This is a genomic window from Oleiphilus sp. HI0080, assembly GCF_001635135.1.
Genome location: NZ_LWFU01000415.1, coordinates 1 through 16,751 on the forward strand (window position 1 = coordinate 1; position 16,751 = coordinate 16,751).

Sequence of the window (16,751 nt, forward strand, 5' to 3'; positions counted from 1 at the left end):
TCGATGCAGCGCGGGATCGGTTTGCCAGCGACGGTATTTATTATTTCTATACTTGCACTGATTGTGGTGGCTCTTGGCGAATTGAATCAAACAGCGAGTTTGAGTTTTAGTCAGAGTTTCCAGTCGCAGCGGGCATTTTATGCTGCAGAGAGCGGAGCTCAGGTAGGGCTTAATAGAATTTTTGTTGGTAGCACAAGCTGCAATAACGCGTTGGCCGATATTGACTTCGACTCGTCAGGCTCGAATCTAGGGCTTGATGGCTGCACAGCAGATTTGTCCTGCAACCTGGTTGTAGTGGCCGGCATCAATTACTACACCTTAAGTAGCACTGCGATTTGTGGTAGTGGATTTGAACAGGCCGAACGCACGATTCAGGTCAGGGCGAGGAGTAATTGATGGCCTATTTTCTGAAGCGGAGCCTTATCTTATGGCTTTTATTTATACTCTCTAGCCCGGTACATGCCATTGTCGAGCAAGTACGAATCAGTAATAACAATGATGATGCAGAAGAGCGCCTGTCTAACGGCAACATGAATCGCGGCAGTAGTGATTTAGAAATGGCCTATGACGGTGGTAATGCGCAGTTAGTAGGGTTGCGCTTTCGCAGTGTTAATGTGCCTCAGGGAGCGACCATCAATTCGGCCTATATCGAGTTTGAGGTGGATGAAACCGACAGTGGTGCCACAAATCTAGAGATCTATGGGCAAGCTGCCGATAACGCCGGTGGCATCGGTAATAACCGCTCAAATTTGAGCAATCGAACACCGACTTCTGCTGTTGTGCCCTGGAGTCCTGCTCCTTGGACCAGTGTGAGTGATAAGGAGCAAACCGCGGATATTTCGCTCGTTATTCAGGAGATTGTTAATCGGGGTGGTTGGGCCGATGGTAACAGCCTGATGATTCTGATCCGTCCTGGATCGGGTTGTAATAGTTCTGCTTGCCAACGCACGGCGGAAGCTCGTAACGGCGAAAGTGCTAATGCTCCTCTGCTGGTGATTGATTACAGCATTGGCCCCGTAACGACACCGATTGCAGATATCGAATTCCGCATGGATGAGGATTCTTGGTCCGGTAATGCAGGGGACGTTTTGGATAGTTCCGGCAATGGCCTGGACGCTCAATCTCAAGGTGGCGCGCAGACGACAGATGATGCGCATTTGTGTCGAGCTGGTGAATTTGATGGTGTGGATGACTACATTGAAAGTGCAGATATTTATAGTCGCCTGCGTACGACCGCATCGATGAGTTTCTGGATCAAAACCACTCAAACCGGTAATAACACCGGCTGGCGCGCACCCGGCATAGCGGGTGTTGAGCAGGCAGGAGGTTCGGATGACATTTTTTGGGGGTGGTTAGATGCGAGCGGAAGAATTGGTCTATCCGTTGGAAACCAGTACTCAACCAAATCTACGGTCGCAATAAACGACGATGTATATCACCACGTTGTGTTGACGCGTGATTCGGGTTCTGGCGCCTATAAGATTTATATTGATGGCTCCTTGAACAGGAGCGGCACAGGTATTGCCGGAGTCATTGGCAACAGTTTTAGTAGTATCGGTCGGATAGAGGATACGGGCGGCACCGAGGAATACTTTCGGGGAAAACTCGATGAATTGCGGATTTACTCGAAAGTCCTCAGTGACGCTGAAGTTACTGCTCTTTTCAATGATACGCGACCTTGTGCGAGCAATAGCCTAATAGCGCATTTCCCGTTTGAGCAAACGCCTTTTACAGGCTCTGGCGTGGCGATTGAAGACTATACCGGAAACGGCAATAACGGGGTGACTTTGGGCGACCCCGCTTCGAATGAAGATGGTTACGTTTGCCGTGCGATTGATATTCCAGAGAACAGCTCGGTCGCGATTATTGATGCGGTCGACTCGCAGGTTGATGTTAATGATGACCTAGGCGATGCCGGAACCATTATGTTGTGGTATCGCGCTGAGCAAGATTGGGTTGGGTCAGGAAATCGTACCCTTTTGGATGCGAGTACCCGCATTCTAAACAACACCAATGACAAATATTTTTATCTCGCGAAATTGAATAGTGGCGCCTTGCGTTTTTCTCTTGAGGATGCTGCTGATGGCGATTTCAATCTGACTTCTCCGGTCAATACTTTTAATGCCGGTGACTGGGTTCATCTCGCGATCACTTGGGACATGCCTGCCGATGAACTCAAAATATTCGCGAATGGAACAGAAGTAGCGAGCCAGACGTTTAATACGAATGGTGTGCTTGGTGATGTTGGATCGGTATTCTTCGGCGACAACTCCTCGACTTACAACATTGCACCTGCCTCTTCGGCCTTTGGGACGCTGGACGAGCTTCGACTCTATGACACAGTGTTAACCGCTGTAGAAATTATTGCGGCCTCGGCTGAAACGCAGCCTTGTGTCGATTCCTGTGCAGGCAGTTTTGCCACGGGGATTAATAGCCATGCAAATGGTACGGTCGACTTTGGTTTCAATGCGCAGATCTTGAATAATCCGACGACTATCTTGCCTGTTGGGAGCGTCGTGACGAATGGCGGAAGCGGGCAATTAAGCTGTGAGTCGTCGCACTGCAGCGCAGAGCCGGGTTCTGTGGCGGCCATATCACCGGGCACCTTTCCGAATACAGCAAGTTACAGTGAAACATTGAACATCGGGTTTAGTAGCGTGGGCATCTTGGGGCAAACCACTAACGGCTATGCTAACGTGACGCTCGGTAGCCAAGCCACGATGAGCGTTAGCCCCGCGTACAACGAATATTTTATTGACACCATGAATGTCGGTTTTAACTCTGATGTGAATCTTATCGCGGGCGATTACTGGATTAACCAGCTGACGCTAGGCTCTCAGGTGCGCTTCAATGTGGTTGGCGGCGGAACAGCAAGGGTATTTGTGAATCAGACGCTCAATATTGGTTCAAGCAACTTGTTGAACGCGTCCGGTGTAAATGACTTTACTGGCGTAACTGCTTCCAGTCTGTTGCTCTACGCGTATTCCGATATTGGTTTTCCTAATTCAGCGACCATGGCAGGTGTCGTTTATGCCGTTGGTGACGTGAGCTTCGTTTCGACGAGTTACCTCAGCGGTGCTGTAACGGCAAACAATATTAGCTTGGGTTCAAACTCTAAAATTAGTTATGACAGTTCTGGCGTTTCTACTTTGGATTTCGGTGGGATATGTGATCCTACAAGCTCCTGTGCTTTGGGTAGTTTTTCTATCTCGCAACCTCAATATTCTTTAGCTTGTCCTCAAACGCGGGCGCTTGTTCAAGTACAGGCGATGTGTGCAGATGGCTTAGCTGCCAAGTCAGATTATTCCGGCACTATTAATCTGAGCAGCAATGAAAGTACCTTGAGTGACTTTTATCTAGCGAGCACTGGAGGGAGTCCGATATCGACCTATACCTTCGACGGTAGTGAGAGCGGTACCCGCAATTTTTATCTGTTCCATCAAAACGAGAACTCAGATCTTCGTGTGACTGTAGAGGATTCTTTCTTGGCGATCAGTAGCTCTGCGACTTCAGGTACCGACTTTAGAGCGTCTGGCTTTTTGGCCTCTAGCCCCGCGAGCTTTGTATGTGGAGCGTCGAGTAACTTTACCCTGACGGCGTTCGGTCAGGATCTAACCGGCGGAGGTAGTTGTAATGTGCTGACTGGATTTGACGGATCCAAGAATCTGAAAGTGTGGAGTGATGTGAATACGGATATCGCTCAGTCTCCGGGTGTCAAAGATACTGGACTGCCAAGAAGCATTTTATTTAATGGCGTCGGCGTGAGTGAAACCCAGCCGGCCAGTATTAATGTATCTGCTAACTTTAATGCCGGCGTGGCGAGTGTCGCATTGGCCTATGATGATGTAGGTGAAGTTCTGGGTTTAAATGTTCTGCATGATGAAGCGCCTTATGACGGTTCTGTACCTGAATTTTCGGCTTTGGCCGTCACGGTAGACCCTTTTGTTGTATCGCCTCAACGAATAACCATCCAAGCTGATGATGCGAATGCAGCCTGTGCAGGAGGGAGTCAGGCTGCACTTGCTGCTTGCTCTGTGCTGACTTCAGCGGGAAGTAATTTTAGTGTCACTGCTCAAGCAGAATGTAATGGAGGTGGGAGCGCGCCAAGCTACCAAGGTACGGTTGGTTTGAGTCATCAACTCATTTCGCCATCTGGAGGAAATCTTGGTGGGCTTGCACGAACCTCTTTGGTTTTTGATGGTACAGAGTCCGTGCCAGGTTCGCGGACTTTGACTGATCAGCAGGTGAGTGAGGTTGGTGTATTTTCTTTGACAACGTCGCCTCAAGCCTATTTTGGTCAAACGGTTGCCGGCTCAACATCAGCAAACATTGGACGGTTCACGCCTGCCGATTTTGTGGTCGCGCCGGATGATGGTCGCTTCGCTGCAAACTGCGGCAGTTTTACGTATATTGGACAGCCGTTTACGTATGCCACTTTGCCTTCAGCGAGCATTACCGCACGGAACGCCAACGGCGTGACGACTGAAAATTATACGGATAACAACTTTCGTAAGTTGGTTTCAGCGGACGTTGCTGATGCGCTGATTCCTCCGACGCAAGACGACTTGAAGGATGGCACGAGTGTGGGGGTAAAAATGCCCGTCACTGCGAGTTTAAATGATGGGGCTCTCAGTGTTCTGTCCCCAGGAGTTATGCTTTATACCTTCGATAATGGCGATACCTACAACTACGATAAGGATGCCAATGCATTGGTGGCACCGTTTACTGTTAATCAAGCGGCGTTCAGTCAGTTAGAAGTTTCGGCCAATACCATCGATGATAGTGATCTTGTCGCTGTGAGCAACAGTCCCGTGTGGCGACCTGTCGGTATCGAGCAGCGCTACGGTCGCTGGCGTACAGAGAATGTTTTTGGGCCGGAAGATGTGGCTCTTAATATGCTCGCACAAGCGGAGTATTGGGATGGGGCTGGCTTTCTAGTGAATGTTGATGATATTTGCTCTGCGATCGATATCGGTTTGAGTGTCAATGACTCAGACGGCAATGCAGTGAGCGCACCTTATGCTGGAATTAGCGTTGGAGATGGCAGCAGCGACATGAGTTTTAACTCGACGCTCGCGAATGGTTCTGGTCAGTTCCGTTTTTCTCCTCCGGGCTTAGCGTCAACAGGGGACGACCATACTGGTTCGATTGGTGTTGTCGTTGATCTAGGGACAATGCCTTGGCTGCGTTTCAATTGGGATGCAAGCGCGGACGGTTCCTTGGAAGACGCGCCCTTGAGGTTCGCTACCTTTGGTCAGTATCGTGGGAATGACCGCATTATATACTGGCGAGAGGTCTTTCCTTAAGAGCGCTCAATCTTGAGTTGGATATATTGCGGACGTGCTGAGGTGTTTTCTCATCGGCGCCCTTGATGCGAGTTGCCCTGATGATTCTCGTGGCTGATCATCGACCTGATAGGCTATAGGTCAAGATGTTCGTGCAACCCGTTTGCATTAATTCCAAAGCGCTTTATCTGCACTACGGAATCGTCATGTTCGTGTCACCGATTTTTCTAGTCTGAATCTATGAGCTGTGGCTTAATAACACCCTGTACGTATTAGCAATCCCAATAAAATAATAAAGAAACGACAAGAACTATGCAGCAGTTTGGCAGACTTGAAGCGAGCGGCGCTCGTGGTTTTACTCTCATCGAATTGATCATGGTTGTTGTGATCCTCGGTATCCTTTCGGCTTTTACTATCCCGCGTTTTGCAGACCTTGGAAGAGAGGCGAGAGAAGCTTCCCTTGCAGGTATTGCGGGGACCATGAAGTCTGCGGCGGCTGTTGCGCATGCAGAGCAGCTGGTTAAAGGTAGCCCCCTTGGTGATACAGTGACGCTTGATGGGGCCGACATCACCATGGTTAACGGCTACCCAACCGCGGATAGTGCGGGTATCGGTGTGGCAGCAGACCTCACCGAGAACTCGGATTTTGTTATTGTTTCTCAAGGGAATCTTGGTGGGGACGTCTTACGGTTGGAGCTGCAAGAAAACTGCTATTTGGACTACACAGCGGCCAATGCGGATGCCGATAATGTACCACCAGTTCGGGTGAGTTTCGGAGTAAGGCTAGTCGCAATAGGTTGCGGTTAGCGTTCTGTCAGTGCGTAATGGCTCTCTCTACCGTGAATGCCTGGGGTTTAAAGTATCTCTCTTCTGTTTGTTGCAGGGCATGTTTCGTCCAGCATTTCTAGCAAGACGAACACCCCTGTTACTACATAAAGTTCAATCTTCAGACGCTATTCTTCATCGCCTTCTTCATCGGCGGACATGCCGAGTTCTTTGATTTTTCTAGTAAGGGTATTTCTTCCCCAGCCCAGCAGTATCGAAGCATCCCGTCGGCGCCCGCTCGTATGACTGAGCGCTGTTTCAATCATGATACGCTCAAACTCTGGGACGGCTGTATCTAGAATGGCGCTTTGACCTTTTTTCAACTCTTGGTCGGCCCATTTGCGTAATCCCTCTTGCCAAGTACTTCCGGTGAGCGAGACATCGCTGTGTTGTAGTAGCTCGGGAGGCAAATCTGACACATGGATCTCTCGACCACTTGCCATTACTGTTAACCAGCGACAGGTATTCTCAAGCTGTCTTACATTGCCTGGCCACGGTAATGCGCTCAAATAATCTTCGGTCTCTGGTCGGAGAACCTTTGGCTCTACGGCAAGTTCCTCTGCTGCGCGACTTAAGAAAAAGTGCATTAGCTTGGGGATGTCTTCCCTTCTATCACAAAGCTTTGGAAGGTGGATGCGAATCACGTTTAAGCGATGAAAGAGATCTTCTCGAAACGAACCTTCGTTAACTAGGTGTTCTAAATTTTGGTGTGTTGCCGCAATGATTCGAACGTCGACTTTTACTGGCGTATGGCCGCCTACCCGGTAGAACTCACCGTCAGCGAGCACTCGTAATAAGCGGGTTTGGGTATCTGCGGGCATGTCCCCAATTTCATCGAGAAACAACGTACCGCCGTTCGCTTGCTCAAAGCGACCTGTGCGTTGGCCGCCAGCACCAGTAAAGGCGCCTTTTTCGTGGCCAAAGAGTTCCGATTCAATCAGGTCTTTTGGAATGGCGGCCATGTTTAGCGCGATAAAGGACTCGCTTGCTCTGGGGCTGTGCTGGTGCAGCGCTTTGGCGACAAGCTCTTTACCAGTGCCCGATTCGCCGTTGATCAACACCGTTATATTGGAGTGGGAGAGTCGACCAATTGCGCGAAACACTTCCTGCATGGCGGGTGCTTCGCCGATAATTTCGGTACTTTCACTGACTTTGGTTGCCGAGACGTCGTTGTTTTTAGCGCGCTGTTCTTGAGAGTGGGCAATCGCACGCTTAGAGAGTGATACGGCATCTTCGAGATCAAAGGGTTTCGGGAGATATTCAAACGCGCCGCTTTGATAAGACGTGACAGCGCTGTCAAGATCGGAATGCGCCGTCATGATAATGACCGGGATATCTGGGTCTTGCTTGTGGATCTGGCCTAGTAATTCCAAACCGTCAATTCCCGGCATGCGGATATCACTTATTACTGCATCTGGTGATTCACGCTCGAGGCTCTCGAGGACGCCGTCGGCATTCTCAAATGAGCGGATCGCAAAATCTTCTTTCTGAAGTGCTTTCTCAAGTACCCAGCGAATCGATCGGTCATCATCAATAATCCATACTAATGGTTGCGTGCTCATCCTTATAACTCCAAGGGTAGATAAACGATAAAGCTGGTATGGCCTGGCTGGCTCTCACACTCAACTAAACCGTGGTGTTTGGTAAAAATACTTTGTGTAATTGAAAGGCCGAGACCCGTGCCCTCTGCGCGGCCACTGATCATCGGGTAGAAGATGTTTTGAATGAAGTTTTTGTCTATGCCTGGCCCGTTGTCGATCAGCTCGATTCTGGCAACCAATCGATGCCGCGTTTGACCAATCGTAAATTGCCTTAAGGTTCTGGTACGAATGGTGATAGAGGCGTCTTCACCAGCTTGCGCCTGCTTTTCTAAGGCTTGCAGCGCGTTCTTCGCGATATTGAGAAAACCTTGTATAAGTTGGCTCTTGTCGCCCAAAATTTCGGGAATGCTTGGGTCATAGTCTTTAACGATGCGAATGGATTTTCCAGACTCTGCTAGGATTAATGCGCAAACCCGTTCAAGAATTTCGTGAATGTTGATCTCAGCCAGATTCAACGCTTTGTGCGTTCCAAGTAGGCGATCAACAAGTGAGCGCAGCCTATCTGTCTCATCGATAATAACTTGCGTGTATTCGCTCTGTTCCTCATCCAGCTCAGATGCGAGTAGTTGTGCAGCACCCCGGATGCCACCCAAAGGGTTTTTTATCTCGTGTGCCAAACCCCGAATTAGAATTTTTGCGGTTTCTTGGTTCTCATGTAATTGTTCTTCACGACTGATCCGCATCAGCCGATCTTTCGTTTGCGCCTCAATTAGCAGCGAAACTTGGCCTTCATAGGTCATGGCTGACACAGTGAGGTCGACAAGAATATTGTCGCCATTAAACAACCCGAGCTCGCATTCCCGTTGGGTATATGTATGCCCACTGATCAAGATATCCTGCATTTCCTGTTGCAATTTGTCTTGAAATACATTGAAAAGCTCTTCAAATCGGGCGTTTATAATACGTTTTTGGCTCAGCTGGAGAAGCATCTCTGCAGCTGGGTTGTATTCGATTACGCGCAACTCGTCAGACAGCACAAAAACAGCGGTCGATAAATTTTCTAAGATAAAAGATGCTTTTTGCGGGTTGTTCATTCTGCCTGTTTCGTTGAGTTTGTCGCTGATTAAAAATGTGCGCTTGCACCACCTGAGACCATCTGCAAGATTCAAACCATATATTGTGTAGGTTGCCAGATGTTATCTAAGGTATTGAAAGATAATGGTTTTTACGTTTTCGTTGGTGTTCTGCGCGATATGGGTGCAGAAAAGCATACATAGAACATTGTGAGGTTGCACGAAAATGGTGCGCCGGAAATGAGTCGGGAGGGTTGGATGGATGCAGTGTGTCTAGTTGTAGAGCCTGATTTACGGTCGAGTGGCGAGCAAATCAGGCTAAGTGCAATCACTGTCTGGGTTGTTTGCGAATAACGGGTCGATGGAGCGTGAAAGTGTTTGTTGCGCTTTTTAGAATCCGGCCCGCCTGATCAACGATGTGAACGGAAAGCTGATGCGTGCCGCGGTCTACATTGCTCGTCACGTAAGAATTCTCAGTTTGTTCTGATAGCAGTTGGTTGCCTAAGAATATTTTATATTTGTGACCCCGAATGAGAGATGGGTTGTTCTTGATTTTGACCTCAACAGTCCCCGAACCGGAATTAAAGGCCGTGTCATTTTCGGGGCTTAGGATGGTTAAAGAGGCATAAAAATTCTTGGGTTTTTCTTCTGCTTCTACCTCTGGCTTTGCCTCACTCGGCGGTGCTTTAAATGCTGGTACTGTTGGGACAGGCTCGACGTTTAGGACTTCCGCGTCGTCCTGAGCTTCGTCTGAATAGCTAATGCTGCCATCAGGCATTACTTTCTTATACACCTTCGTTGCACTTAAGCTTGGCTGAGATAGAAGTAACAGGGTTAATGCGACAAGGGGAGTGCTGCAAATAGCGCGTTTGAGGGTCATATCAGGAGGTTCCTTCAGTCCATTTAGCTCTAGCCTAGCACGCAGTTTAGAAACAAAAAAGCCCGGTGCTCTATCCGAGCACCGGGCTTTCCATATAAGGCGAAGCTTATACTGAGTAGTACATTTGGAACTCAACTGGGTGAGTTGTCATGTTCAAAGTCTCAACTTCTTCGTTCTTAAGTTCGATATAGGCATCGATCATGTCTTTTGTGAACACGCCGCCTTTAGTAAGGAACTCGTTGTCTTCCTTTAGAGCTGCAAGTGCTACATCAAATGTTTCTGCAACAGTTGGGATAGCAAGTGCTTCTTCTGCAGGTAGATCGTACAAGTCTTTATCCGCTGGGTCGCCAGGGTGGATCTTGTTCTGGATGCCGTCAAGGCCTGCCATCATCAATGCAGCAAACGCTAGGTAAGGGTTTGCAGATGGGTCAGGGAAGCGAGCTTCCATACGACGCGCTTTAGGCGAGTTAACGAATGGAATACGGATAGACGCTGAACGGTTACGTGCAGAGTATGCAAGCATAACTGGAGCTTCGAAGCCTGGTACCAAACGCTTGTAAGAGTTGGTTGATGAGTTCGTGAATGCGTTGATTGCACGAGCGTGCTTGATGATACCGCCGATGTAGTACAAGCACTCATCAGATAGGCCAGCGTAGCCGTCACCAGCAAATAGGTTGCTGCCATCTTTAGCAAGAGACATGTGAACGTGCATGCCAGAACCGTTGTCACCAACTAGAGGCTTCGGCATGAATGTCGCTGTTTTGCCGTATGCGTGTGCAACGTTATGTACGCAGTACTTAAGGATTTGTACTTCGTCCGCTTTCTTAACAAGCGTGTTTGCACCAACACCGATTTCACACTGACCAGCAGTACCCACTTCGTGATGGTGTACTTCGATCACAAGACCCATTGCTTCCATTGCAGCACACATGGCGCCACGTAGGTCATGCAAAGAATCAACTGGTGGTACTGGGAAGTAACCGCCTTTAACGCCTGGACGGTGACCGATGTTGCCGCCTTCGAATTCTGCGTGGTCGCTCCATGCAGCTTCTTCAGAGCTGATTTGGTACATTGCGCCGCTAATATCAGCTTTCCACTTAACATCGTCAAATACGAAGAATTCTGGCTCTGGACCAAACAAGGCGCTGTCTGCGATGCCTGTAGACTTCAAGTACTCTTCTGCACGTTTCGCAACAGAGCGTGGGTCACGCTCGTAACCTTGCATTGTTGATGGCTCAACAACGTCGCAACGCAAAATGAGTGTGGTTTCTTCAGTGAAAGGATCAAGAACCGAAGTAGTGTCGTCAGGCATAAGGATCATGTCTGACTCGTTGATGCCCTTCCAGCCAGCAATTGATGAGCCGTCAAACATTTTGCCTTCTTCAAAGAAGTCTTCGTCAACTTCTGTAGATGGAATGCTAACGTGTTGCTCTTTACCGCGTGTATCTGTGAAGCGAAGGTCTACCCATCTAACTTCGTTCTCTTTGATGAGACCCAGAGTGTTCTCTGACATTTTATTACTCCATATTACGGATGTTACTGAACGGCTACCGAAGAGATAAGCAGTTCTTGTTTATTTCAGGTTTCGGCTAAATCTTCGCGCGCTGCGTTGTTATTTCCGAAAGTCTGACGATTTATAAGCCCCAGGACTGCAGCATGTCTCATGCTCCACTCGCTCTTGGCGCTGATAACCTATAAATGGGCGAGCAGAATAGCATGCTCCCTTATCGCTTTCATAGGCCTGCAGGCGTTCTGCCCACTTTTGGTTCACTTAGAAAGCAAGGTTCTTGCCAGTTCGGGCTTTTAGTGTTTTCTGCAGGATAAACAACGACCTATAAAAAACTGAGGTTTTAACTCTTGGTCTGAGTGACCCATGTTGGTGCAATAATTCTTTGTCTGATCCATTATGGGGCGGCTGACTCTGTTTGCAGTCAAAGGCATGATTGCAAATAAATGTGCACCTTGTATTTATCTGCGTTCGCTTTCTGTATAATCCGCGTCCTTTTTAACGCCTCCTACAATGTTTGAGTAATGCTACAGTGATTGAGAACCTACGTAATATCGCGATTATCGCGCACGTTGACCATGGTAAGACGACCTTGGTTGATAAGCTTCTAAGCCAGTCTGGAACTTTGGATCGTAAGGATGAGGGTGCCGAACGCATCATGGACTCCAACGATCAGGAGAAAGAGCGTGGCATTACCATTCTTGCGAAAAATACCGCGATCAAATGGAACGACTACCGAATCAACATTGTAGATACGCCCGGACACGCCGACTTTGGTGGAGAAGTAGAGCGCGTATTGTCGATGGTAGATTCTGTTTGTCTACTTGTTGATGCTGTTGATGGTCCTATGCCGCAAACGCGCTTTGTGACTTCTAAAGCATTTGAGAAAGGTCTTAAGCCAATTGTTGTTATCAACAAAGTTGACCGCCCTGGTGCGCGTCCTGATTGGGTTATGGATCAAGTTTTTGATTTGTTCGATAGTCTCGGTGCGACGGACGAGCAGTTGGATTTTCCAGTGATCTACGCATCAGCGATTAATGGCATTGCCGGCCTTGATCCTGAAGATATGGCTGACGATATGACGCCGCTCTACGAGATGATCGTTGAGAAGGTGCCGGCACCAGACGTTGACCCAGATGGGAAATTTCAAATGCAGGTTTCTGCGCTAGCGTATGACAGCTATGTCGGCGTTATTGGAGTGGGTCGAATTACGCGCGGTACGTTGTCGCCAAATCAACAAGTGATTATTGTTGATGCAGAAGGTAAAGAGCGCAAAGGTAAGGTTCTGAATGTAAAAGGTTACCTCGGTCTTGAGCAGGTAGAAACCCAGCTTGCGAGTGCCGGAGATATCGTTTGTATTAATGGTATTGACGGGCTAGGTATCTCGGATACGCTCTGCGACCCTGAGTGTGTCGAAGCTTTGCCGGCGCTTTCTGTTGATGAGCCAACGGTTAGCATGACCTTTATTGTTAACGATTCTCCGTTTGCAGGCCTTGAAGGTAAGTTTGTTACCACGCGGAACATTAAGGATCGCCTAGATCAGGAATTGATCCATAACGTGGCGCTTCGTGTTGCAGCTGGTGATACGCCTGATAAGTTTGTGGTTTCTGGTCGTGGTGAGTTGCACCTTTCAGTGCTCATTGAAACCATGCGTCGCGAAGGCTTTGAGATGGGTGTTTCTCGTCCTGAGGTAGTGCAGCGCGAAATTGATGGCGAAATTCAAGAGCCATATGAGCATGTAGTGATTGATGTAGAAGAGCCTCATCAAGGTGCGGTGATGGAAGAGCTTGGTCTGCGTAAGGCTGAAATGACCAACATGGAGCCAGATGGTAAGGGTCGAGTTCGTTTAGAATTCACCATTCCTTCAAGAGGTCTGATCGGTTTCCGTGGTGCCTTCCTAACTATGACTTCTGGCTCAGGCATAATGACTAGTGTGTTTGATCACTATGGCCCAGTTAAAGTCGGCGAAGTTGCCAAGCGTCAGAACGGCGTATTGGTGAGTATGCTGAAAGGAAAGACGGCGGCTTATTCTTTGTTTAACTTGCAGAGTCGCGGTCGCTTGTTCCTCGGCCATGCGCAGGACGTGTATGAAGGCCAGATTATTGGTATTCACTCCCGCTCGAATGACTTGGCTGTAAATCCGACGAAAGGTAAGCAGCTAACCAACGTGCGAGCATCCGGTACGGATGAAGCGTTGACCCTAGTGCCACCAATCATTCACACGCTTGAGCAAGCGCTCGAGTTTATTGAAGACGATGAGCTTGTAGAAGTAACGCCTCAAAGTATTCGCTTGCGTAAGAAGCTTCTTACAGAGAATGAGCGTAAGCGCGCCAAATAAAACTTAGGTTTAACTTCTGAATCAAAAAGGCCGGAGTATATGTTACTTCGGCCTTTTTTTGTGATGAAGATTGCCAACAATAGTGCCGGAAAGCGTGGAGAGCAATAAGTAATGAAAGCACTTATACAGCGTGTAAAGAGCGCTTCAGTTGTTGTGGGTGGTGAGCTAGTTGGTGAGATAGATCAGGGCATCCTGCTTTTTATCGGGGTCGAGAAGCATGACGATACTGTGCTGGTCGATCGCATGCTCACTAAAATTCTAAAGTATCGTATCTTTGAAGACGAAAATGGTCGCATGGGACGAAGCCTGCAAGACGTTCAGGGAGGCTTATTGGTTGTTTCACAGTTTACGCTTGCAGCCGATACAAAAAAGGGAACGAAACCGAGCTTTTCAAGTGCGGCGAGTCCAGAGCATGGCAGATCAATCTATGACTGTTTTGTCGAAAAGGCTCAGAAGGCACATGATCGAGTGGCAACTGGAAGGTTTGGGGCAGATATGAAAGTGAGCTTGCTTAACGATGGCCCTGTTACCTTTATGTTTGAGCTTTAGCTTGTCTTTAGAGTGCAATCAGTTTCTGTTTTTGTAGGGTCTTCATCCCTCATTGTCGCCTGAAAGCGTCTGTTACTGCTTAGACTTTAGTCTAGGCGCTATTAAGTGAGTTGTGCATTATTTGAGAGCAGCATTAGTGCTGGTGTTGTATTTTGGTGCTTTGTGCAAAGGCTCTTGTAGCTGTTTTCAAGGCCTCGCTACGCCGTAAGCCATGGCGCCTCCCCTACAAAGCGCATCTATTTTCTTAAAATATACGTTTTTCGGCCGTTTGAGAGCTAATTTGGTTCACTTAGGCTGGGCTCTATTACTACCTGTTCATACTGTAATAGGGCTTGGTCTTCGCAGATGGGGCGGATTTTGCCTATTTTCTATGTATTCGCACCAAAAAGTTGCGTAATTCAATATCGTGTACTAAACCGAAACTAAGGGCTGGCTTTAAGTAGCTCGCTTAAACTATTGTTAATAAAGTAATATTCACCATTTTCGGCAAGGTGGGCATCGCGCGGTTGGCACGGTTTTAGCTAAGTTACTTGGGCTGGTAAAGGGAGTGTCCTGAGTGGAGAAGTTTTGCTCAATAGGCGTTTCTTGCTTTGAAGGTTGTTTTACATTTGTCGTTGAAGTTGTACAAAGTGAAACAAAGTACGGGTGGTTTTGGTGATCAAAATATTGAACACTTGCGTCACTTTCCTAACTAAGCTGTAACGTGCGCATTGATTGAACTTTGGCTTAAGATAACTTTGGTCGAACCAAAAGCATGTTCTACATCCTGATTTAACTTTGTTTAAATCGATTGCAGTTCATGACATTGGTGAAAGAAATCAAACAAGTTTGTCGCTTGTCATATTTCTGTCACGAGTGTGAAATTAAATGGGCGCCACTTTGGGGCATCCCATCGAAAATACTAATAAACGATTTAATAGCTATTAAATTACTTAGAACGAACGGGCATCAGCCCAATCTTCAATTAGAAATAAGGAAGACGAAATGAAAAAGACTCTGATCGCTTCAGCTGTAGCAGCAGCTACACTAACCTCAACTGCGGCATTCGCAAAAGAAAGCATCGATCCAATTAAATTGGGCGTGTTTGGTAACATTCAGCTTGCTCACTTCTGGAACGAAACTGATCTGAATGGCGCGAAAAGCGGCTCTCACGAATTCGCAGACGGCGGTTCTACACTTGGTTTCACGCACGAGCACATGATTTCTGAAGGCCTTACTGGCTTTTTGAAAATGGAATTCGAATTTGACGCTGATGACAAAAACAGCTCAAAGCCTAATGGCCCAGGCCTTAGCGAAACTGACGAAACGTACATCGGTGTGAAAGGCGACTTCGGTTCTGTTCAAATCGGTTCTGACGACACTGTTTACGAGCAGTTCATCAACATCACCGATACTTCTGAGCAGATCGGTCTTGGTGCTAACTTGACGACGATTGGCGAAGGCGACAACGCGCAGTACGTTGGTACGTTTGACGCGATCAAAGTTGGTGCGACGTACAAAATCGATGGTGATTCTACTACGACTCGTGGTACTCAGCTTGCAGCAGCATTCGAAACTGAAGAGTTCTACGTAGCAGCGGCATACTCTATGGCTTCTGACACTAACTACGGTAACAACAAAGGCCAAGACGCTATCGGTATTGCAGCAGCAATGATGATGGGCGACCTAACGCTTCAAGCGCAGTACGAAACGCTTGATGAGTCTGAGTCTGGCCAGAAAGACGGCGGTGACTACATGGGTCTTCAAGGTCTTTACAACATGGGCGCAACTACGTTTGCTCTAGGTTACGGCATCTACGGTACGGATGCAGATGGCGCAACTGACGACGATCAGTCAACTATCTATTTGCAAGCGCTTCACAATGTAAGCGACAACATGTACGTATACATTGAAGCAGCTCAGTCTGATGGTTACGACAACGTTAAAGATCAAGACGACACAGCAACTGCTATCGGTGCTACTTACTACTTCTAAGTTTTACTTAGTTAGCTAGTATTGAAAACCGGCCTTCTGGCCGGTTTTTTCGTTTCTGCGAGTTAAAAAGTGTATAAACTGAATGATGTTTATCGAGTAAGCTTGGGAATAGAGTGATGGCGAAAGAGCTAGAGTTAAAACTGTCCTGCACGGAGGCGCTCTCGTTTGCGCAGCTTGAGCAAGCGATGCTCAGTACTGGTGCAGCGCAAACTGACCTAACACAAAGCGGGCCCGCTCAAGCTGATGTAACCCAAGACAATGCAGCGCAAATTAAGATCATGCAGCTTGAAAATATCTATTTTGATACCGAAGATCTGACGCTTCATAAGAATAAAGTGGCTTTGCGGATTCGAAAAAAAGGCGTTGCGCCTAATACCCGTTATATCCAAACGCTTAAAACCGCAGGCAAAAGCGTGAATGGCGTTTCGCAGCGGGGAGAATGGGAATGGGAATTAGCGAAGCCTATTTTGAGCACTAAAGCGTTGGAGTCGCTCGATGTTTGGACTGCACAGTTACATGCTACCAATTTGCAGTTAAAGCCCGTATTTCGAACCGATTTTCAGCGTACCGCCAAGATTGTTCAATGGGGTGGCCACCACTTCGAGTTAGTCTTGGACGAGGGGGAGATCACCGTTCCGGGTACGAAAAAGGCACAGCCGATACATGAGGTCGAGATTGAGTACCTCGGAAGCGCTAAGGTATGCGAGTCGGTTGAGCTAGATGAACGATCTGATGGGCTGAGCCATAGCGGCAGTGCTGCAAAAGAACCGCATGCAGCT

11 protein-coding genes are annotated in these 16,751 nt (G+C 48.0%); 7 read left to right on the forward strand and 4 right to left on the reverse strand.

Annotation, left to right across the window (positions count from 1 at the left end):
* From A3751_RS22690 to A3751_RS07720, 3 genes are all read left to right on the forward strand, one after another.
* Window positions 1-396 (forward strand): hypothetical protein (locus A3751_RS22690; RefSeq protein WP_082863116.1); only part of this gene is annotated, 396 nt, incomplete at its 5' end.
* The gene (locus A3751_RS07715) at window positions 396-5,306 is read left to right on the forward strand and encodes a LamG domain-containing protein (RefSeq protein ID WP_068453998.1); all 4,911 of its coding nucleotides are present in this window, start codon (window positions 396-398) and stop codon (window positions 5,304-5,306) included. The genes A3751_RS22690 and A3751_RS07715, both read left to right, overlap by 1 nt.
* 291 nt (window positions 5,307-5,597) lie before the next feature.
* A complete protein-coding gene (locus A3751_RS07720; protein WP_068454000.1) occupies window positions 5,598-6,092 on the forward strand; it encodes a prepilin-type N-terminal cleavage/methylation domain-containing protein in 495 nt (164 codons plus the stop codon).
* A 146-nt stretch (window positions 6,093-6,238) separates the two neighbouring features.
* On the opposite strand, the gene ntrC is transcribed toward A3751_RS07720, so the two are convergent.
* The 4 genes from ntrC to glnA form a co-directional block, all read right to left on the reverse strand.
* Entirely contained in the window at window positions 6,239-7,672 is a 1,434-nt protein-coding gene (gene ntrC, locus A3751_RS07725) for a nitrogen regulation protein NR(I) (RefSeq protein WP_068454001.1), read from the reverse strand.
* Window positions 7,673-7,674: 2 nt separating this feature from the next.
* Window positions 7,675-8,745, reverse strand: a complete 1,071-nt coding sequence (glnL, locus tag A3751_RS07730; RefSeq protein ID WP_068454003.1) for a nitrogen regulation protein NR(II) — start codon at window positions 8,743-8,745, stop codon at window positions 7,675-7,677.
* 307 nt (window positions 8,746-9,052) lie between these two features.
* Window positions 9,053-9,604, reverse strand: coding sequence for an Ig-like domain-containing protein (locus tag A3751_RS07735; RefSeq protein WP_068454007.1), 552 nt, complete (start codon window positions 9,602-9,604; stop codon window positions 9,053-9,055).
* A gap of 106 nt (window positions 9,605-9,710) precedes the next feature.
* Window positions 9,711-11,117, reverse strand: a complete 1,407-nt coding sequence (gene glnA / locus A3751_RS07740; RefSeq protein WP_068454009.1) for a glutamate--ammonia ligase — start codon at window positions 11,115-11,117, stop codon at window positions 9,711-9,713.
* Between the two features lie 526 nt (window positions 11,118-11,643).
* Here glnA and typA point away from each other — a divergent pair.
* The 4 genes from typA to A3751_RS07760 all read left to right on the forward strand — a co-directional run.
* Complete coding sequence (gene typA, locus A3751_RS07745; protein WP_068454011.1) at window positions 11,644-13,449, forward strand: translational GTPase TypA; 1,806 nt, start codon at window positions 11,644-11,646, stop codon at window positions 13,447-13,449.
* A 111-nt stretch (window positions 13,450-13,560) separates the two neighbouring features.
* On the forward strand, window positions 13,561-13,998 hold the full coding sequence (gene dtd, locus A3751_RS07750) for a D-aminoacyl-tRNA deacylase (protein WP_068454013.1): 438 nt from the start codon (window positions 13,561-13,563) through the stop codon (window positions 13,996-13,998).
* 984 nt (window positions 13,999-14,982) lie between these two features.
* Complete coding sequence (locus A3751_RS07755; RefSeq protein WP_068454015.1) at window positions 14,983-15,972, forward strand: porin; 990 nt, start codon at window positions 14,983-14,985, stop codon at window positions 15,970-15,972.
* 116 nt (window positions 15,973-16,088) lie between these two features.
* The coding region (locus A3751_RS07760) for a CYTH domain-containing protein (protein WP_068454017.1) at window positions 16,089-16,751 on the forward strand (663 nt) is incomplete at its 3' end.

Excerpts from the sequence above, each read along its gene's own strand:
- A3751_RS07715 (WP_068453998.1), top strand. The coding sequence starts at position 396 with ATGGCCTATTTTCTGAAGCGGAGCCTTATCTTATGGCTTTTATTTATA.
- A3751_RS07720 (WP_068454000.1), top strand. The coding sequence starts at position 5,598 with ATGCAGCAGTTTGGCAGACTTGAAGCGAGCGGCGCTCGTGGTTTTACT.
- ntrC (WP_068454001.1), bottom strand. The coding sequence starts at position 7,672 with ATGAGCACGCAACCATTAGTATGGATTATTGATGATGACCGATCGATT.
- glnL (WP_068454003.1), bottom strand. The coding sequence starts at position 8,745 with ATGAACAACCCGCAAAAAGCATCTTTTATCTTAGAAAATTTATCGACC.
- A3751_RS07735 (WP_068454007.1), bottom strand. The coding sequence starts at position 9,604 with ATGACCCTCAAACGCGCTATTTGCAGCACTCCCCTTGTCGCATTAACC.
- glnA (WP_068454009.1), bottom strand. The coding sequence starts at position 11,117 with ATGTCAGAGAACACTCTGGGTCTCATCAAAGAGAACGAAGTTAGATGG.
- dtd (WP_068454013.1), top strand. The coding sequence starts at position 13,561 with ATGAAAGCACTTATACAGCGTGTAAAGAGCGCTTCAGTTGTTGTGGGT.
- A3751_RS07755 (WP_068454015.1), top strand. The coding sequence starts at position 14,983 with ATGAAAAAGACTCTGATCGCTTCAGCTGTAGCAGCAGCTACACTAACC.